18 protein-coding genes are annotated in these 17,468 nt (G+C 75.2%); 8 read left to right on the top strand and 10 right to left on the bottom strand.

The genetic code is table 11. The annotated features are described in order from the left end of the window. Positions 1–69: 69 nt before the first annotated feature. From KOV94_RS02550 to KOV94_RS02540, 3 genes are read left to right on the top strand one after another with little or no spacing between them, the layout of a single operon-like run. A complete protein-coding gene (locus KOV94_RS02550; RefSeq protein WP_124341888.1) occupies positions 70–768 on the top strand; it encodes a TasA family protein in 699 nt (232 codons plus the stop codon). Between the two features lie 59 nt (positions 769–827). Continuing rightward, entirely contained in the window at positions 828–1,514 is a 687-nt protein-coding gene (locus KOV94_RS02545; RefSeq protein WP_124341900.1) for a signal peptidase I, read from the top strand. Further along, entirely contained in the window at positions 1,495–1,947 is a 453-nt protein-coding gene (locus tag KOV94_RS02540) for a hypothetical protein (RefSeq protein WP_218051132.1), read from the top strand. Before KOV94_RS02545 ends, KOV94_RS02540 begins: the two co-directional genes overlap by 20 nt. Here KOV94_RS02540 and KOV94_RS02535 read toward each other — a convergent pair whose 3' ends face one another. From KOV94_RS02535 to KOV94_RS02510, 6 genes are all read right to left on the bottom strand, one after another. Further along, on the bottom strand, positions 1,948–3,348 hold the full coding sequence (locus KOV94_RS02535; protein ID WP_218051131.1) for an FAD-binding oxidoreductase: 1,401 nt from the start codon (positions 3,346–3,348) through the stop codon (positions 1,948–1,950). Between the two features lie 182 nt (positions 3,349–3,530). Beyond that, positions 3,531–5,312: a sensor histidine kinase gene (locus KOV94_RS02530; protein ID WP_218051130.1), complete on the bottom strand. Its 1,782-nt coding sequence runs from the start codon at positions 5,310–5,312 to the stop codon at positions 3,531–3,533. Further along, entirely contained in the window at positions 5,309–5,704 is a 396-nt protein-coding gene (locus KOV94_RS02525) for a response regulator (protein ID WP_124341884.1), read from the bottom strand. Before KOV94_RS02525 ends, KOV94_RS02530 begins: the two co-directional genes overlap by 4 nt. Positions 5,705–5,783: 79 nt before the next feature. Next, positions 5,784–6,518 carry a PHP domain-containing protein gene (locus KOV94_RS02520; RefSeq protein ID WP_162352890.1) on the bottom strand — a complete coding sequence of 245 codons (735 nt, stop codon included), beginning with the start codon at positions 6,516–6,518 and terminating at the stop codon, positions 5,784–5,786. Continuing rightward, complete coding sequence (locus KOV94_RS02515; protein ID WP_218051129.1) at positions 6,515–7,525, bottom strand: ATP-grasp domain-containing protein; 1,011 nt, start codon at positions 7,523–7,525, stop codon at positions 6,515–6,517. The genes KOV94_RS02520 and KOV94_RS02515 overlap by 4 nt, the downstream gene beginning before the upstream one ends. Beyond that, complete coding sequence (locus tag KOV94_RS02510) at positions 7,522–8,616, bottom strand: response regulator (RefSeq protein ID WP_124341881.1); 1,095 nt, start codon at positions 8,614–8,616, stop codon at positions 7,522–7,524. Before KOV94_RS02510 ends, KOV94_RS02515 begins: the two co-directional genes overlap by 4 nt. 243 nt (positions 8,617–8,859) lie before the next feature. Between KOV94_RS02510 and KOV94_RS02505 the strand changes: the two genes are divergently transcribed. Together KOV94_RS02505 and KOV94_RS02500 are read left to right on the top strand one after the other, a co-directional pair. Next, entirely contained in the window at positions 8,860–10,038 is a 1,179-nt protein-coding gene (locus KOV94_RS02505) for an LLM class flavin-dependent oxidoreductase (RefSeq protein ID WP_124341880.1), read from the top strand. Between the two features lie 76 nt (positions 10,039–10,114). Then, complete coding sequence (locus KOV94_RS02500) at positions 10,115–10,732, top strand: FMN reductase (RefSeq protein ID WP_124341899.1); 618 nt, start codon at positions 10,115–10,117, stop codon at positions 10,730–10,732. A gap of 156 nt (positions 10,733–10,888) precedes the next feature. On the opposite strand, the gene KOV94_RS02495 is transcribed toward KOV94_RS02500, so the two are convergent. Further along, positions 10,889–12,856 carry an ABC transporter ATP-binding protein gene (locus KOV94_RS02495; RefSeq protein WP_218051128.1) on the bottom strand — a complete coding sequence of 656 codons (1,968 nt, stop codon included), beginning with the start codon at positions 12,854–12,856 and terminating at the stop codon, positions 10,889–10,891. A 75-nt stretch (positions 12,857–12,931) separates the two neighbouring features. On the opposite strand from KOV94_RS02495, the gene KOV94_RS20525 reads away from it, so the two are divergent. After that, on the top strand, positions 12,932–13,507 hold the full coding sequence (locus tag KOV94_RS20525; RefSeq protein ID WP_124344602.1) for a TetR/AcrR family transcriptional regulator: 576 nt from the start codon (positions 12,932–12,934) through the stop codon (positions 13,505–13,507). A 130-nt stretch (positions 13,508–13,637) separates the two neighbouring features. Here the strand turns inward: KOV94_RS20525 and KOV94_RS02485 are convergent, their stop codons facing one another. Then, a complete protein-coding gene (locus KOV94_RS02485) occupies positions 13,638–13,913 on the bottom strand; it encodes an iron-sulfur cluster assembly accessory protein (RefSeq protein WP_124344603.1) in 276 nt (91 codons plus the stop codon). Positions 13,914–14,186: 273 nt separating this feature from the next. Here KOV94_RS02485 and KOV94_RS02480 point away from each other — a divergent pair, with 273 nt between their 5' ends. Continuing rightward, a complete protein-coding gene (locus KOV94_RS02480) occupies positions 14,187–14,600 on the top strand; it encodes a nitroreductase family deazaflavin-dependent oxidoreductase (protein ID WP_218051127.1) in 414 nt (137 codons plus the stop codon). Positions 14,601–14,685: 85 nt separating this feature from the next. Then, on the top strand, positions 14,686–16,110 hold the full coding sequence (locus KOV94_RS02475; protein ID WP_218051126.1) for a threonine/serine exporter family protein: 1,425 nt from the start codon (positions 14,686–14,688) through the stop codon (positions 16,108–16,110). Positions 16,111–16,152: 42 nt separating this feature from the next. Here the strand turns inward: KOV94_RS02475 and KOV94_RS21145 are convergent, their stop codons facing one another. Together KOV94_RS21145 and KOV94_RS02465 are read right to left on the bottom strand one after the other, a co-directional pair. Continuing rightward, positions 16,153–16,938: a M15 family metallopeptidase gene (locus KOV94_RS21145; protein ID WP_308160319.1), complete on the bottom strand. Its 786-nt coding sequence runs from the start codon at positions 16,936–16,938 to the stop codon at positions 16,153–16,155. Positions 16,939–17,120: 182 nt separating this feature from the next. Next, a complete protein-coding gene (locus KOV94_RS02465; RefSeq protein ID WP_124344464.1) occupies positions 17,121–17,402 on the bottom strand; it encodes a hypothetical protein in 282 nt (93 codons plus the stop codon). Positions 17,403–17,468 lie beyond the last annotated feature (66 nt).

The following is a 17,468-nucleotide window of genomic DNA, read 5'->3' as shown; positions in this document are numbered from 1 at the left end:
CACCCGTTTGCCGATGGTGATTCGTCCGGCCCGTACCTGCCTGCGCACGATGCCCGAGGAGTGCCCCCGATGATGGACGACCTGCTCCAGGAGATGATCGACCCCGCCCCGCCGCAGCGGGACAGGCCGCGACGTCGCCGGATGTGGACCACGGTCGGCATCGTCGGGCTCGCGGTCGTCGGTGCGACGTCGCTCACGACGTCGGCGCTGTTCAGCGACACCGACTCGACGAGCGCCGAGATCTCGACCGGCACCGTGGACCTCGCGGTCGGCGCGACGTCGTTCGCGCTGCCGCCCGGCGGCATGGCGCCCGGCGACACCGTCTACACGCCCGTGACCGTCAGCAACGACGGCTCGCTGCAGCTGCGGTACGCGATCGAGTACCGCGCCGAGACGCTCGCGACCGGCCCCGCCCCCGCGCCGACGCTGGCCGACGGCGCCACGCCGCAGTCGCTCGGGAACGTCGTGCAGCTCGCGATCTTCGAGACCGGGCAGTGCGACGCGGCCGGCGTCGCGAGTGCCGCACAGCTCGGCGCCGTCGACGGCGCGGCCACCCCGCTCGCGACCGACTTCACGGCGATCGTCGGCAGCGCCGCGACCGGCCCGGACACCGACGACCGCGACCTCGGCGCGGGCACGGACGAGACGCTGTGCGTGCGCGTCCACCTGCCGATCGGCGCCGACAACAGCTACCAGGACACGGCGCTCGCGCTCTCCCTGCGCATGCAGGCCGAGCAGGTCGCGAACAACGGCACGTCCTCCTCCTGAGGTCCCGTGCGATGAGGCTCCGCAGGCGCACCCCCGGTGCGCCCGCCGTCGACCGACGGATGCCGAGCGTGCCCGCACGCACCCGGACCCCGCGCGCCCCGCGCCCGGTCTGGCGCCGCGTGCTGTCCGCCGCGCTCTGGACCGTCGTCGCGGTGTGCGGGGCCGCGTACGCCGCGTCGCTGCTGGTGCCGCTCTGGTACCAGGTCAACGACGAGCGGCTGCTCATCGTCACGTCCGGGTCGATGGCGCCGAAGTTCGAGGCCGGCGACGCCGTGGTCCTGCAGGCGATCACGCGCGAGTCGGACCTCAAGGTCGGCCAGGTCGTCTCGTTCTGGCCCGTCGGGTCGCAGCAGCTCGTCACGCACCGGATCGTCGCGCTGCGGCACCTGCCCGAGCTCGTCGACGACCCGGAGACGGGTGAGCGCGTCCCGAAGATCGGCGCCGACGGCGCGCCCGTCACCAAGCCGTACGTGTTCACCAAGGGCGACGCGAACGCCGAGGCGGACCCGAACGCGATCCCCATCACGCGCGTGCGCGGCGTCGTGCTCGACGTGCACCGCGGATGGGGCTGGGTGCTGCAGTGGTCGACGTCCGCGACCGGTCGCGCCGTGATGCTCGTGCCGCCGCTGCTGTCGCTCGCGACGCTCGAGCTCCTGGCCGTCACCGACGGCCGACGCGAGCGCCGGGCCGCCGCCGCGAGCGCCCAGGCCGACGCGAGGAGGTTCGATGACCTCCTCCTCGACTGAGGCGACCGTGCCGGCCGGCCGGCACCCGTTCCTCGCGGCGGACCGCGGGTCGTGGGTGCGCCTGGCCGTGGTGCTCGCGTTCGCGGCGGCTGCGCTGGTCGCACCCTTCGTCGGGTCGACGCAGGCGCAGTTCACCGACCACGCGACGGTCGAGGTCCGCTACCAGGTAGGCCCGACGACCACGCCCACCCCGACGCCGACGACGGACCCGACGACCGACCCGACGACCGACCCGTCGGCGGGGGCCTCGACCGACCCCGTGCAGCAGGCCGGCGCCGGCCCCGACGGACCGACCGCGGCCTCCCGCACGGTCCCGGGCCGCACTCCCCGGCTGTCCCCCGACGCCGGCCGTCCGGGCGGCCCCGCCGACGGTGCGGACGGCCCGCGCGCGCCGTCCGGTCCGTGGTCGACGCGCGGGGACGCCCGCGACTGATCAGGCGGCGCGCACGCCGCGGGCCGCGAGGAGCACGCCCGCGGGGTCGTACGTACGGGCCAGCGTGCGCAGGCGGCGCGCGACGAGCGGGGTGAACACCCGGTCCGCCCACGCCGTGCCGGCCGCGTCGGTGAAGTTCGGCAGGCCGCCCTCGGCGACCCACGGGCCCAGCCCGTCCGCGACGCGCGCGGCGTCCCGCGTCACGACCTGCGCGACCTCGGGGATCATGAGGCCGACCGCGAAGACGCTGTACGCGGCGTCGCGGTGCGCGTAGGCGCACGGCTCGCCCTCGCGGACGCGGCCGCCGAGCTGCCGGACCTCGACCACGGCGAGCGCCGAGTCGACGCCCGGACCGACGAGCTCGAGCAGCCGGTCGGCACCGTCCACGCCGAAGCCGTGCAGCAGGTGGTGCGACTCGTGCAGCGGCAGCGGGTCGACCGGGTCGGCGTGGATCGCGCCGAGCGCGGCGTACGGCATGACGCCCACGGTGTCGAGGACGGGTGCGGCGACCGCGCGGATCGCCCGGACCATCTCCTCACCGACCGCCGGGTCGCCGGTCCAGGCGAAGCGCACGTGCAGCGTCACCTGACCGCGCAGCGGTGCGGGGAACGGGTCCATGTCGGGCAGCCGCATGACCGCGGCGGAGGTGGTGCCCTCCTCGGGCAGCAGCTCGCACCACCGGCCCCACGTGCGCAGGACCGCGGGGACGTCGGCCTCGGCGAACCACAGGCCGCCCGCGTACAGCTCGGGCAGCTCGATCAGGTCGATCTCGACGGCGGTCACGATGCCGAGGGTGCCCTTGCCGCCGCGCAGGCCCCAGAACAGGTCCGGGTGCTCGTCGGGCGTCACGCGGCGCAGCACGCCGTCGCCCGTGACGACCTCGAACGCGCGCACGGTGTCCGACGACAGGCCGTGCGAGCGGGCGACCGGTCCGAGCCCGCCACCCGTGAGCAGACCGACGACGCCGACGTCCGGCGAGGACCCGCAGAGGGCTGCCAGCCCGTGCGGTGCGGTCGCCTCGAGCACCCGCTCCCAGCGGACGCCCGCACCGACGCGCGCCCAGCGCTCCTCGGGGTGGACCGTGAGCTCGTCGAGCGCGGCGGTGTGCACGAGGAGCGCGTCGCGCATCTCCTCGGTCGCGCCGTGGCCGGTGCTCTGCACGCCGACCTGGACGCCGAACGCGGCGGCGATGCGCAGCGTGGCGCTCACGTCCGCCGCGCCCGTGGCCTCGACCACGGCGAGCGGGCTCACACGGCGCGTGAGGTTCGAGGTCGCGGTGAGCCGCGCGTAGCCGTCGGTGCCGGGCAGGTGCACGGCGGGGACGGCGTCGCGCAGCGCGCGGACGGCGGCGGCGCCGGTCGGGCGGGGGTCCGTCCCGAGGGCGGGGCTGACGAACGACATGGGTGATCCTTCGGGTCCGGCACGGGGTTCCGTGCGCTGTCACGAGGGCGCCGCGTCGGGCGCACGGGCAGAAGGAATCCCGGGCAGGTGTCCAGATACATCCCGTTCGTCCGGTGCCGGCGCTCGCCGGGCCGGGCAGGCAGGGCGCGCGTGGCCGGCGGAGGAGGCGGTCGGGTCTCGGCTCAGGCGCGCGCGTCGGGCGGCGGGGCCGCCGGGAGCGTCACGACGAACGTCGTCCCCTCGCCCAGCGTGCTCTCGATGTCGAGCAGCCCGCCGTGCGCGTCGACCACGGCCCGCGCGATCGCGAGCCCCAGCCCGACGCCGGGGATCGCGCGGCGCGTCGCGGACGTCGCGCGGAAGAACCGGGTCGTCAGGCGGCTGAGCTCGTCGGGCGCGATGCCGATGCCCGTGTCGCGCACCGACAGGGCCGCGCCGCCGTCGGGTGTCGGCCCCACCTCGAGGTGCACGTCGCCGCCCGCGGGCGTGAACTTCACGGCGTTGGAGACGAGGTTGTCGACGACCTGCGAGAGCCGGCCCGGGTCGGCGGTCACCGGGGCGGGCGCGATGGTCGTCGTGAGGCGCACGCCCGCCTGCTCGGCGACCGGGCCGAGGGACGCGACCGAGCCCGTCACGACGTCGGCGAGGTCGATGCCGCGCGGCGAGATCGCGAACGTGCCCGCGTCGACCTGCGCCGTCAGCAGCAGGTCGCCGACCAGACGGAGCTGGCGGCGCGCGTTGCGCTCGATCACCGTGAGGTAGCTGCGCTGCTCCTCGGTGAGCTCGTCGGTGCCGTCGAGCAGCAGCTCGAGGTACCCGAGCACGGACGTCAGCGGGGTGCGCAGCTCGTGGCTCACCAGGCTGACGAACTCGTCCTTGAGCCGCGACGCCTCGCGCTCGGCCGTGACGTCGGTCGCGACGACGACGTACCCGGCGATGCTGCCGTCGACGTCGAGCCGTCGGGTCACCGCGAGCTTGACCGTCACGTCGGTCCCGTCGCGGCGGCGGTACGTGGCGTCGCGCGACGCGCGCCCGTCGTCCCCGGCCGTCACGATCGACTCGAGCAGCCGCGCGGCGACCGAGCCGGGCGCGCGCGGCTGGTTGCCCGTCGGCTCGACGACGTCGGCGTACAGGTCCGTGATACGCCTCTTGCCGACGACCTCGCCCTGACCGAACCCGAGCAGCCGCTCGGCACCCGCGTTGAAGACGCGGATCATCCCGGTCGCGTCGGTCGCGATGATCGCCTGCTCGGTCGCGGAGTCGATGATCGAGACGAGCTCGTCGCGCGCGGCGCGGCGGGCGTCGGCCACGCGGGCGAGCTCGAACGCGTCGGCGCGCATGCGCTCGACCATCTCCTGCTCGCGGTCGCGCATGACGGACACGGCCTCGGTGCGCGCGCGCAGCCGCTCGGTCACCTCGTGCGCGGTGACGGCGACGACCAGCGCCACGAGCGACACGAACAGGCCACGGACCAGCACGAGCGTCCCGAAGTCGGCGTTCGGGTCGAGCAGCGGCGGCAGCAGGATGACGAGGTTGACCCCGATGGTCGAGATGATCGGGCCGCGCCACCCGCGCTGCGCGGCGAGCGCGAGCACGGGCAGGAAGATCATCACGGTGTACATCGAGCCGACGCCGCCCGTGCCGGCGCGCAGGAACGCGACGCAGACCATCTGCATGATCGGCAGCAGGTCCTGCGTCCACTCGGGCTCGTCGCGCCAGTGCACGAGTCGCGCGACGACCGCGAGCAGCACCGCGACCGCGGCCGACACCCACACGGCCCACGGCACGGTCACGGGGATCGACGGGATCCACAGCGTCAGCACCGCGACGAGGTACACGCCGAGGAACGGCAGCTGGCGCTCGACGACGTTCGCGTCGTCGCCCAGGCGCGACGCGATCTTCGTCAGGAACCGCGAGCCGCCGCCCGCGGGCACGGGCGGGATCGCGGCGCGGTAGGAGGACGTCATCGCGCCCTGTCCGGCAGCGCCTGCTCGAGGGCCGCGCGCACGCTCTCCCCGACGAACGGCTTCGGCAGCGTCGCCTCGACGTCCGGGTAGTCGTGCGCGTCGAGCACCGAGGTGACGACGACCGGCAGGCCGGGACGGAGCCGGTGCAGCTCCTCGACGAGCTCCCAGCCGCCCATGCCGGGCAGGCGCAGGTCGACGAACGCGACGTCGACGTCGAGCTGCCGCTCGTCGGCGAGCGCGGCCTCCGCCGACGGCGCCTCGAGCACCTCGCAGCCCGCGCGGCGCAGGTGGGTCGCGAGCAGCGCGCGCTCGTCGGGCTCGTCGTCGACGACCAGCACGCGGGTGCCCGCGCCCGGCTCGGTGGGTCGCACGGTCGTGTCGTCGTCGGTCATGCGTCCAGCCTGCCCGTCCGCGGCCTCGCACCGCAGCACATCGGGCGCGTCGCGGCCCGGCACGTCGCGCGTCCGGTGGTCACGCGCCCTCCCGGACGGCCTCGCGCAGCCACGCGTACCGGCCGACGTCGTCCGCGACGTGCGCGTCGGTCGACGCGACGAGCGCGACGCCCGCGTCCGCCCACCGGGCCCGCACGCGCGGTCCGGGGCAGCGCCACTTCTCGTTGACCTCGACCGGCGTGCCGGTCGCGACCGCGACGGCGGCGAGCTCGTCGAGCAGGTCGTCGGGGACGTCGTCCTCGGTGAGGCCGATCTTCGGCAGCAGGGACAGCGGGTGCGCGAGCTGCGCGCGGCCGGCGCGTCGCACGGCCCGGACGGTGGCGCTGACGAGCGTCTCGACCGCGCCCTCGCGCGTCAGCGCCCCGGACGCGAGGTGCTCGACGACGACGCGCGGGCTCCACGGCCCGTCGGGCCCGGGGTACTGGTGGTCGGCGAGCAGCACCCGGTCGGCACCGTCGGGCCCGCCGAGCGTCGCGAGCACCTCGGGCGGTGCGTCGATCCCGCCGTCGGCGTCCAGGATCTTCGCCTCGACGCCCGTGAGGACGCGCAGGCCGTCGACGGCCGGCAGACCGCGCACGACCGCGAGGAAGTCGGGCACGTACGTGGTCGAGACGCGCACGTGGTCGACCATCCGCACCGTGTCGAGCCCCGCGGCCCGGGCGGCGGCGAGGTTCTCGGCGGGCGTGCTCACCGCGTCGTCGGAGAACGCGGAGTGCACGTGGTGGTCGCCGCGCAGCGACGGGCCGCCGGTCATGCGCCGGAGGCGTCCGCGCCGGTCGGCACGTGCGCGGCGCCGGGCGCGGGGAGCACCTCGCCGACCGGCAGGAACACGTCCTCGAGGTAGCGGACGTTGGCGATCTCGGCGAAGTCGACGTGCTCCGGGACCGGCCGGCCGAGCACGGCGTCGAGCGTGAGCGACGGCATGTCGACGCCCGCGGCGATGGTCAGCGGCATCGCGCCCGGGAACCGCGGGTTGACCTCGAGCAGCGCGGGCGTGCCGTCGGCGTCGCGCTTGAGCTGGACGTTCGCGACGCTCGTGAGCCCGACCGCGCGCGCGACGGCCGACGCGGTCGCGACGAGCTCGTCGTCGCGCACGGTCACCCCCGCGACCGCGACGCCCGAGTCGACGCGCAGGCGGGCGCGCGGGACGGCGGCGATCACCTGCCCGTCGGGCCCGGCGAGGACGTCGACCGAGTACTCGTCGCCGGGCAGCATCTCCTGCACCAGCAGGTCCTCCTCGGCGTGCACGGCGTCGAGCTCGGCGGCCGTGAACACCGTCCGGACCCCGCGCGACCCGGCGCCGCGCCGCGGCTTGACGATGACCGGGAAGTCCCAGCCCGACGTGGCCTCGGGCGTCCCGACGAGCTCGGTGCGCGGCACGCGGACGGTGCGCGCGCAGGCCCGCGCGAGCGCGAGCTTGTCGAGGCACGTCTCGATGGTGTCGAGCGTGGGCGACGCGAGCAGCGTGCCGTCGGCGGCGAGGCCGTCGCGCGCGGCGGCCAGCCGCGGCAGCTCGACGTCGACGGTCGGGTAGAGCACGTCGATCCCGTCCTCGCGGCACATCGCGCGCACGACGTCGACGAACTCGGGTGCACGACCCGCAGGGACGAGGCGGCGCCGGTCCGGCGGGACGAGGTAGATCGCGCTGGCCCACCGGTCCATGTCGGCGGCGTACACCTCGACGTCGTCGCGCGCCTGCAGCGAGCGGATCACCGCGACGCCCGCGGGGCCGCCCGCCCCCGTGACGAGGACCCTGGTCATCGCGTGCCTCCCGTGTCGTCGTGCGCCAGCGGCGCGGGCTCGTGCGCCGCGGCCGCAGCGATGCCGCCGCCGCGCCCGGAGCCGGAGATCATCGCCGCGACCCGCACCGTCTCGAGCGGCTCGGCGTACCGGCCCGTGCCGAACCTCGACCAGTACCGCGCGGTCGCGCGCACGAGCTCGGGCTCCATGTAGTCGCGGTGCGCCTGCGACTCGAACGCCGCGAGCATCTGCAGCTTCGTCTCGACGAACCCGTCGACGGGCACGAACGTGTCGGGCTGGAAGTCGACCGTCGACGACGGGCTCTGGAAGCACGCGAGCGACGGGACGCGCCGCGCGGCGACCTGCACGGCCTGGTGCACCGCGCGGTGGTCCTGGTGCCGGTCGTGCACCGAGTGCGTGTAGACGATCGTCGGCGACACCTCGGCGATCATCTGCTCGATCGTCGTGATGAGCCCGCCCGCGGGGTCGAGCCGGGTGTCCTCGAAGTCGTGCAGGTAGAGCCGCGCGCCGATGACGGCGGACGCCGCGAGCGCCTCGTGCCGCCGTGCGTTGATCTCGCCGCCGATCGCGCCGCCCGACAGCGTGAGGACCACGACGGTGTCGCCCGCGGCCCGGTGCGACGCGAGCGTCGCGCCGACGCCGATCTCGACGTCGTCGGGGTGCGCGCCGACGGCCAGCACGGTCTCGGTCGGCCCGGCGGCGTCGCGGCGGCTGCGTCCCTCGGCCGCGAGCGCGCGCACCTTCTCGACGAGGATCGCGGCGCCGACGGGCTTGACGAGGAACTCGTCCGCGTCACGGCGCAACGCCTCGACGGCGTAGTCGACGCTCGCGAACGCGGTCATGACCGCGACCGGCACGCCGGGAGCGCGTGAGCGCAGCTCGCCGAGCAGCTCGAGCCCGCTCATGCCGGGCATCTGGATGTCCGTCAGGACGACGTCGAACGTCTGCTGCGCGACCTCGGCGAGCGCCGACATCGGGTCGTGCACGACGGTGGCCGACATGCCACCGCGACGTTCCAGGACAGTCCGGACGAATTGGGCGGTGTCGACGTCGTCCTCGACGACGAGCACCTTCACCTGGTCGTCGGCCACGCTGGTCGGCCCTCCCCACCCCTGACTGCCTTCCGGTCACCACCGTAACCGCGGAGTCGTGCGGAAGCCCTCCGGGGCCGTCCCGTCGGCGCGGCGCGACCCTCCCGTTGTCGCCCGCCGCACGGGCACGGCACCCTGGGAATAGGTTCCACCGTCGGCGGGTTGAGCGGGTCGATACATGCAAACGCATGAACCTCCGGAGGGCGGGGCCCCCGGATCGAGGCAGCAGGAACGAGGCGCACCATGCAGTTCGGGATCTTCAGCGTCGGGGACGTCACCACCGACCCGACCACGGGCCACACGCCGGACGACACCGAGCGCGTGCGGAACATGCTCACGATCGCCGAGCACGCGGACGCCGCCGGCCTCGACGTCTTCGCGACCGGCGAGCACCACAACCCGCCGTTCGTGCCGTCGTCGCCCACGACGATGCTCGGCTACCTCGCGGGCCGCACCACGAACATCGTGCTGTCGACCGCGACGACCCTCATCACGACCAACGACCCCGTCCGGCTGGCCGAGGAGTACGCCATGCTCCAGGTCATCTCCGACGGCCGCATGGACCTCATGCTCGGCCGCGGCAACACCGGCCCCGTCTACCCGTGGTTCGGCCAGGACATCCGCCAGGGCATCCCGCTCGCGATCGAGAACTACGCGCTGCTGCGCAAGCTGTGGACCGAGGACGTCGTCGACTGGTCCGGCAAGTTCCGCACCCCGCTGCAGGGCTTCACCTCGACCCCGCGCCCGCTCGACGGCGTCGCGCCGTTCGTGTGGCACGCGTCGATCCGCTCCCCCGAGATCGCCGAGCAGGCCGCCTACTACGGCGACGGCTTCCTGCACAACGCGATCTTCTGGCCCATGGAGCACACCGCGCAGATGGTGAACTTCTACCGCCAGCGGTTCGAGCACCACGGGCACGGCCAGGCCGACCAGGCGATCGTCGGGCTCGGCGGGCAGGTCTTCGTCCGCAAGGACTCGCAGAAGGCGTGGGACGAGTTCCGCCCCTACTTCGACGTCGCCCCCGTCTACGGCCACGGGCCGTCGATGGAGGAGTTCACCGAGCAGACGCCCCTCACCGTCGGGTCGCCGCAGCAGGTCATCGACCGGTACGGCAAGTTCTTCGAGCAGGTCGGGCACTACCAGCGGCAGATGTTCCTCGTCGACCACGCCGGCCTCCCGCTCAAGACCGTGCTCGAGCAGATCGACCTCCTCGCCGAGGAGATCGTGCCCGTGCTGCGCCGCGAGGCCGAGGCCGTCCGCCCCGCGCACGTGCCGTCGAACCCGCCGTCGCACGCCGAGCGCGTCGCCGCCGCCCGTGCCGCCGGCACCCTGCCCGCCGCTCACACGGGCGCGGCCGCCGACCGCTGGACCGGCCGGACCGCCGAGGACGACGTGGAAGCAGCGGACGCCGTCGCGCGTTGAGCCTGCTGGACTCCTCGCAGCACCCTCGCACCACCTCACGCAGCACCTCATGCACACGTACAGGAAGAAGGACACGATGAGCGACCGCTCGATCGTCGTCGTCTCGGCCGGGCTGTCCCAGCCCTCCTCGACGCGGCTGCTGGCCGACCGGCTGGCCGACGCGACCGTGGCCGAGCTCGCCCAGCGCGGCATCACCGCGCAGGTCGAGACCGTGGAGCTCCGGGACCTCGCCCACGAGATCGTCAACATGACCCTCACGGGGTTCGCGTCCGGGCCGCTGCGCGAGGCGCTCGACAAGGTCGACCGGGCCGACGGCCTCATCGCCGTGTCGCCCGTGTTCTCCGCGTCGTACTCCGGCCTGTTCAAGTCCTTCGTCGACGTGCTCGACAAGGACGCGCTCGTCGGGCGGCCCGTGCTGCTCGGCGCGACCGGCGGCACCGCGCGGCACTCGCTCGCGCTCGAGTACGCGCTGCGGCCGCTGTTCGCCTACCTGCGGGCCGACGTCGTGCCGACCGGCGTGTTCGCCGCGACCGACGACTGGGCCGACGCGGGCAGCGACCGGGTCAACCCGCTGCCCGACCGCATCCGCCGGGCCGGCCGCCAGCTGGCCGAGGAGGTCGCGGACCGCGAGCCGTCCCGGCCCGTCGGCCTGTACGACGCGGTGCCGTCCTTCGAGGACCTCCTGGGCGGCTGACGCCTGCCCCTCCCCGCGGCCGCCCGACGTCCCCCGGCGGGCGGCCGCCACCGAGACCGCGGCTCCGCGCAGAGACGGCGACATCCACGTCGCCGGTCCGAGCGGACGCCGCGGTCTCGTCGCGTCCGGGCGCCGAGCCCGGGTGTGCGGTGCGAGTCAGACGGCGGTGCGGGCCGGGAGCTCGACGCCGATGCGGAGGGCCTCGACCAGGTCGCGGTAGAGGTCGTCGGTCGCCAGTAGGTCGGTGTGCGTGCCACGCGCGCGGACCCGGCCGTCCTCCATGACGAGGATCGTGTCCGCGTCGACGACCGTCGACAGGCGGTGCGCGACCGTCACGACCGCGCCCGTCTCGGCCGCAGCCCGGATGCAGTCGTGCACCGCCGCCTCCGTCAGGCCGTCGACCTGGGCCGTCGCCTCGTCGAGCAGCAGCACCTCCGGGGACCGCAGCAACGCGCGGGCCAGCGCGATCCGCTGCCGCTGCCCGCCCGAGACCGACGTCGAGGACAGCGACGTGTCGAGCCCCTCGGGCAGGCCGTCGAACGCGCCGTCGAGGCGGACCGCCCGCAGCACCCGGTCGACCTCCTCCTCGGTCGCGTCGGGGGCGCTGAACAGCAGGTTGTCGCGGATCGTGCCGGGGACGATGGGGGTCTCCTGCTCGACGTACGCGAACCTCGCGCGCAGCGCGTCGTGGCCGACCTCGGCGAACGGGACGCCGTCGAGCAGCAGCGTCCCCTCCTGGGGCTCGAGGAAGCGCAGCAGCAGCGAGAAGACCGTCGTCTTGCCCGCACCCGACGGACCCACCAGCGCGGTGTGGCCGCGTCGAGGGATCGCGAACGACACGTCCCGGACCGCGGGCGGCGCGTCGGGCCCGTACGCGGCGGTCACGTCGCGCAGCTCGACGACCGGCAGCGAGGCGTCGACCACCGGTCCCGCCTCCGCACGCCCGTCGTGCACGCGCCCGCCGTCCTGCCCGGCGTCGCCCGGCCCGTCCGGTGCCACCGCCGCGCCCGGTGCGGTCGGTGCGCCCGCCCGGCTGCTCGCCGGTGCGGACGACGCGACTGCCGCGGTGCCGGTCGGCGGCTCCTCCGTCTCCATCGCGGTGACCTCGCGGATGCGCGCCGCGGCGGCGATGCCGGACTGGAGCTGCGTGAAGCTCTGCGTGAGCTCGGTGATGGGGCCGACGATGTTGAACGCGTACAGCAGGAAGGCGACGAGGCTCGACACCGCGAGCAGCCCCTCGGAGACGCGCCACGCGCCGAGGCCGAGGATGACGACGATCGCGAGCTGGATGCCGCCCCACGACACCGTCCACGCCACGGCGGTGGTCCGCACCGCGCGGATCGCGTGGTCCCGCGCCCCCTGCGCGTCGACGAGGATCTTGTCGCCCTGCCGCCGCTCGGCCCGGCTCGACTTCACGGTGCGGACCGCGCGCAGCGTGCCTTCGAGCGTGCCGCCGAGGCGGCCCATCGACTCCTGCGACGCCTGCTGCGCGGTCCCGATGCCCGGCAGCAGCACGGCCATGACGGCGCCCACGACGACGATCGCCGCGATGGTCGTGCCGAGCAGCACGAGGTCGAGCACGGCCATGAGGACGAGCGTCCCGATCAGCGACACGGTCCCGTTGACCAGGCTCACGAGGCTCGACGACGCGGCCTCGCGCAGCAGCACGGTGTCGGACGTGGTCCGCGTGACGAGCTCACCGACGGGCCGACGGGTGATCGCGGGCACGGTCGCGCGCAGGAAGTGGTCGACGAGCGAGCGCCGGGCGTCGTAGACGATCCGCTCGGCGACGGTCCCCATGAGGATCCACTGCGCGAGGCCGACCGCGGACCCGACGACGAGCAGCGCGAGCAGCACGCCGACGGGGGCCGCGAGGTCGCCCGACTCCGTGAGCGAGTCGAGGACCCACTTGGTGACCATCGGGGTCGCGAGGCCCATGGCGGTCGCGGCGAGGCCCAGGACCAGCCCGAGGGACAGCGAGCGCGCGTGCGGGCGGGCGAACGAGACGAGGATGCGCAGCCGCTCGCCGCGCGGGAGGTCGGGCTCGGCAGGTGCGGTCGCGGCGCCGGGGGGCGGGTCGGCGGTGTCGGGGGTCTCGGTGGCGGGCGCTGGCGTCGGCGGCATGCGTCTAGTGGAACACCGGTGTTCCATCGCGGTCAACAGTGATTCCACTGTGGAACACGGTGCTACTGTCCGAACGTGAGCACGGACATCGCGAGCGGCGCACGCGCCCGCACCCGGCGCGCGATCGTCGACGCCGCGATCCGCACCCTCGCGCAGGACGCCGGCGCGAGCCTCGGCCAGATCGCCGACGCCGCCGACGTCGGCCGCACCACGCTCCACCGCTACTTCCCCGAGCGCGGCGACCTGCTCGCCGCCGTCACCGAGGAGGCCGGCACGCGGCTCGCCGGCGTCGCCGACCGCGCCCGGCTCGACGACGGGCCCGGGCTCGACGCGATCCTGCGCGCGTGCCAGGAGTGCCTGCGACTCGGCGACCTGCTGACGCTCGTCTTCACGGGCGTCGTGCCGCTCGAGGACTGCGACCCGGCCGACGGCTTCACGCACGCGCTCGACGCCGCGTGCACGCGCGGGCTGGCCGACGGGTCGCTCGACACCCGGCTCAGCGCCGCGTGGGTGCAGACCACCGTGTGGGCGTCGCTGTACGCCGCGTGGAGCGAGCTCGCGCAGGGCACCGCCGGCCCGCACGACGTCGTGACGCAGCTCCTGCTCACGGTCGGCAAGGGGCTCGCGGCGCCGGACGCACCGCCGCGCTGACGCCCCCACGCGGTCCCCGGACAGCGGAACGGCGGGGCGGGAGTGACGCCTCCCGCCCCGCCGTCGGGGACGCCGTCCCGCTCAGCGAGCGGGGACGGTCCAGGCCCGCGGACTCACCGCGGCACCCGGGTCACTGCGGCGAGAGCGTGAAGCTCGAGCCGCTCGCCGTCGGCTCCACGTCCAGGCGCTGCGCGGACAACGTGTGCGCGGCGCGCTGGTCGACGTAGACGCGGGCGCCCGCGTCCGTCACCACGTCGTCGCCGGGCACAGGCGCGGCGACGAGCGCGAGCTCGAAGCCTCCCGCGTCCTGCTCGGCGATGCGCAGCCCGCCCGTCTCGTCGGGCAGGCCGGCCCGCTCCGTGAGGGTCCGGACGGCGGTGCAGGCGTTCTCGGTCAGGGTGAGCACAGGCGCTCCTCTCGTGCCGGGGAACACCACCCCGTCGCGGTCGACCCGGGGGGCCGTCCGACGCCGGGGCAGCGCTTGCGGACCTCTCCACCGTGGGCAGGACCGGCGCGCGGAGGCAAGTCGAGTCCCGCCCAGCGAGACCGATCGCGACACGCCGGGCGCCCCGGTCGCACCGTCCCGCACGACCTCCTAGATTGCGCACCCGCTCCCTCGGACGCCGCCTGCGACGGACCCCGGGTGCCGCGCCGCCGGAGCGTCGGTACGGTCCACCCCATGCCCATCCCGCACTGGATCACCCGCGTGAACCGGGCCGTCACCAACCCGGTGATGGGGGTCTTCTCGGACCGGGTCCCGCCGCTCGCGACGCTGCACCACGTCGGTCGCTCGTCGGGGCGCCGGTACCGGACCCCCGTCATGGCGTTCCGGACCCCGCGCGGCGTCGTCGTGGCGCTCACCTACGGCCCCGACGTGCAGTGGCTGCACAACATCGACGCCGCCGGTGGGGCGCGGCTCATCCGGGCCGGGCGCGTCCTCGTGCTCGACGACCCCGTCCGGCTGCGCGGCGACGCAGGGACGCGCCTGGTGCCCGCACCCGTCCGCGCCGCGCTGCGCGTGCTGCATGTCGACGAGTTCGTCGAGCTCGCGGTCGTCGGCACTGCGACCGGGACCGCCCACCGGGACGCCTGACCGGTCCGTCCGTACGATCCGAGGGAGGACCGGCACCATGGGACCCGCCCGGCAGGACGGCCCGGGCGCACGCGCGGGAGGCGGCATGCGCGACCAGGGGGCACGTCCGCCCGCGACGCCCCCGACGGGCACACCCGTCGGGGTCCCGCCGGCAGCGGTCGCGCGCCGGCGGACGCTCGCCGCACGGATCCGGCGCGCAGCGCACGCGCTCACGGAGCCCGCCGCGCCGACCGCACCGCCCGAGCCCGTCGAGCCGCCCGAGGTGCCGCCCGACCTCGTCCCGCTGCTGCGCGAGCTGGGTGCGGCGCTGCTGTCGTCGGGGCAGTCGGTCGTCGACACCGAGCGCCAGATCGGCGAGGTCGCGGCCGCGTACGGCGCCGACCACGTGCGCACGATCGTGCTGCCGACGGGCGTGTTCGTGCAGGTTGAGACGACCCGCGGGACGTTGAGCGACTTCACCGGCCCGGGTACGAGCGGCACGCTGCCCCTGCACCAGATCGGCGACGTGGACCGGCTCGTGCGCGACCTCGTGCGCGGCGACGCCGACCTCGCCGGCGCCCGCGCACGGCTGCGCGAGATCCTGGCCACGCCGGCGCGGTTCGGTCCGCTGCTCGTCGTGCTCGGCCACGCGCTGCTGACCGTCGGGTTCGGCCTGATCCTCTACCCGAGCGCCGCGACGCTCCCGGTGTTCCTCGTGCTCGGGGCGGTCGTCGGGGTCCTGCGGCTGCTCGGGGGGCGCTGGCCCACGCTCGGCGCGGCCCTCCCGGTCGCCGCGTCGTTCCTCGTCACGGTCGTCACCATCACGCTCGTGTCGCCCGCGCTCGGCGGCGACCCGGTGCGGATCCTCGCACCCCCGCTCGTGAGCTTCCTGCCCGGTGCCGTGCTCACCGTCGCCGCGATCGAGCTGACGTCGAACCAGGTCGTCGCGGGTGCGAGCCGCTTCGTGTTCGGCGGCGCGCAGCTGCTGCTGCTCGCGTTCGGCGTCGTCGCCGCGGTGAGCGTCGCGGGCCCGTTCGCGACCGAGACCCGGCTCGACCTGCTCGGCGCGTGGACGCCGTGGCTCGGCGTGCTGTGCGTCGCCGTCGGGCACCGGTTCTTCTCGTCGCCGCCGCGTGGCACGTTCTGGTGGCTGCTGCTCGCGCTGTACGCGGCCTACACCGCGCAGGCCGTGGGCGGGCTCGTCCTCGACCCGCAGCTGTCGGGCTTCGTCGGCGGGCTCGTCGTCGTGCCGGTCTCGCAGGCGATCCAGCGCGCCCGCACCGGTCCGCCCGCGGTCGTCACGATGCTCCCCGCGTTCTGGCTGCTCGTGCCCGGTGCGCTCGGGTTCCGGGGCGTCTCCGAGCTCGCGACCGGCTACTCGTTCGGCATCTCGGACCTGATCGACACCGTCCTCGCGCTGTTCTCCATCGCGCTCGGGGTGCTCGTCGGGACCGCCGCGACGCGCGACGCCCGGCGCGTGACCCGCACGGTCGTCGAGGCCGTCGCCCCCGTGGTGCACCGCGACCGCTGACGCGGTGTCCGCGCACGGTCGGCCGGTCGGGCGACGGCGGGATCAGCGGCCCGAGACGGAGAAGTGCTGGTAGTCGACCGGCGAGTCCCAGGAGCCGCCCCACCGCCAGCCCGCCGCCGCGAACGCCCGGACGACGGCGTCGTCGGCCAGGATCACGCCCGGCGCCGGGGTGCGGGACGCGTACGCACGGCCCGCGGGCGGCGCGACGTGCCGACCGACCACGTAGGGGTTCTCGACGGGGTTCACGTCGATCGCCCTCCCGTACGCGTGCTCCGACCACGCGGTGCCGCCCGTGATCGCGCGGCAGTTGAAGGCCGACGTGTTGTCCGCCGCCATCGACGCGTCGTCGTCGGCGCCGAAGTCGTCCACGAGCCGCATCGACCGGACCGGGTAGCCCGCGTCGAACAGCGCCCGGAACACCTCGACGATCCCGTCGGCGACGTCGGCGTGCACGACGAGCTCTCCCTGGAGCACCTGTCCCTCGAACCCGTGGTGCGTGACGGTGACGTACCGCAGGTCCTCGAGCGGCACCGGGCACCCCGGCCGCCACGACGCGGACATGCGGGCGACGACGTCGGGCGTCAGCGGGCTCACCGTCCCGCGATACGCGGACGTGGGCGTGGGCGTGGGTGTCAGGGTGGGGGTCGGGACGACCGGGTCGGGCGCCGCCGCCTTCGCCACCGCGTCGGGCTCGACCGTGACCGTCGCGGCCGTGACGGGCTCGCGCACCGACGCTCCGCACCCGGCGAGCCCGACCGCGAGCACGCCGACGATCGCACGCACCACGAGGCGGCGCGCGCCGGACGACCGGTCCCCCGCGGTCCGCACGTCGCCAGTGTCGCGGCCGGGCACCCGGTCACGCACCTGGGGAGCGAGGACCGGTGCACGCGGACCCGCCGACACCCGACGACACCCGCGACACCCCACGAAGCGCCACGACGCGCGACGACGCCCGACGACGCCCGACGCACGGGAGCCCTCGCGGGAGCGACGCGGGGGCCGACCGTCGCCTACACGCGGCCGCGGCGGTCGACCGTGATGCCGACGGACACCGTGCTGCCCGCCCACATCCGCACGTCCCGGCACCCCTCGGCGCAGTGCATGCCGCACGCCGGGCAGACCCACAGCGTGTGGTGCCGGTCGATCGTGCAGCCGCACGTGACGAACCGCTCGGAGGGCCGGCCCGGACCCGTGCTGGTCCAGCGGTGACCGGCGGGGCACGCCGCCGGTGGGACCCGCACCCAGCCGCGTGGCGTGCGCAGCCACTTCGACCAGTCGACCTCCCGCACCATCGAACAAGTGTACGAACGCATCGACCGCTCGGGCGACCGCCCAGCGGGTGACGAACCCGTCGCCGG

Source organism: Cellulomonas algicola (genome assembly GCF_019024305.1).
Classification (GTDB): Bacteria; Actinomycetota; Actinomycetes; order Actinomycetales; family Cellulomonadaceae; genus Cellulomonas; species Cellulomonas algicola.
Note: the sequence above shows the minus strand (reverse complement) of the source record. Positions and strands in the feature narration are given on the sequence as shown.

Bases quoted from the DNA above. Each gene is read 5' to 3' on its own strand.
- KOV94_RS02550 (WP_124341888.1), top strand. From the start codon at position 70: ATGATGGACGACCTGCTCCAGGAGATGATCGACCCCGCCCCGCCGCAG.
- KOV94_RS02545 (WP_124341900.1), top strand. From the start codon at position 828: ATGCCGAGCGTGCCCGCACGCACCCGGACCCCGCGCGCCCCGCGCCCG.
- KOV94_RS02540 (WP_218051132.1), top strand. From the start codon at position 1,495: ATGACCTCCTCCTCGACTGAGGCGACCGTGCCGGCCGGCCGGCACCCG.
- KOV94_RS02535 (WP_218051131.1), bottom strand. From the start codon at position 3,348: ATGTCGTTCGTCAGCCCCGCCCTCGGGACGGACCCCCGCCCGACCGGC.
- KOV94_RS02530 (WP_218051130.1), bottom strand. From the start codon at position 5,312: ATGACGTCCTCCTACCGCGCCGCGATCCCGCCCGTGCCCGCGGGCGGC.
- KOV94_RS02525 (WP_124341884.1), bottom strand. From the start codon at position 5,704: ATGACCGACGACGACACGACCGTGCGACCCACCGAGCCGGGCGCGGGC.
- KOV94_RS02520 (WP_162352890.1), bottom strand. From the start codon at position 6,518: ATGACCGGCGGCCCGTCGCTGCGCGGCGACCACCACGTGCACTCCGCG.
- KOV94_RS02515 (WP_218051129.1), bottom strand. From the start codon at position 7,525: ATGACCAGGGTCCTCGTCACGGGGGCGGGCGGCCCCGCGGGCGTCGCG.
- KOV94_RS02505 (WP_124341880.1), top strand. From the start codon at position 8,860: ATGCAGTTCGGGATCTTCAGCGTCGGGGACGTCACCACCGACCCGACC.
- KOV94_RS02500 (WP_124341899.1), top strand. From the start codon at position 10,115: ATGAGCGACCGCTCGATCGTCGTCGTCTCGGCCGGGCTGTCCCAGCCC.
- KOV94_RS02495 (WP_218051128.1), bottom strand. From the start codon at position 12,856: ATGCCGCCGACGCCAGCGCCCGCCACCGAGACCCCCGACACCGCCGAC.
- KOV94_RS02480 (WP_218051127.1), top strand. From the start codon at position 14,187: ATGCCCATCCCGCACTGGATCACCCGCGTGAACCGGGCCGTCACCAAC.
- KOV94_RS02475 (WP_218051126.1), top strand. From the start codon at position 14,686: ATGCGCGACCAGGGGGCACGTCCGCCCGCGACGCCCCCGACGGGCACA.
- KOV94_RS02465 (WP_124344464.1), bottom strand. From the start codon at position 17,402: ATGGTGCGGGAGGTCGACTGGTCGAAGTGGCTGCGCACGCCACGCGGC.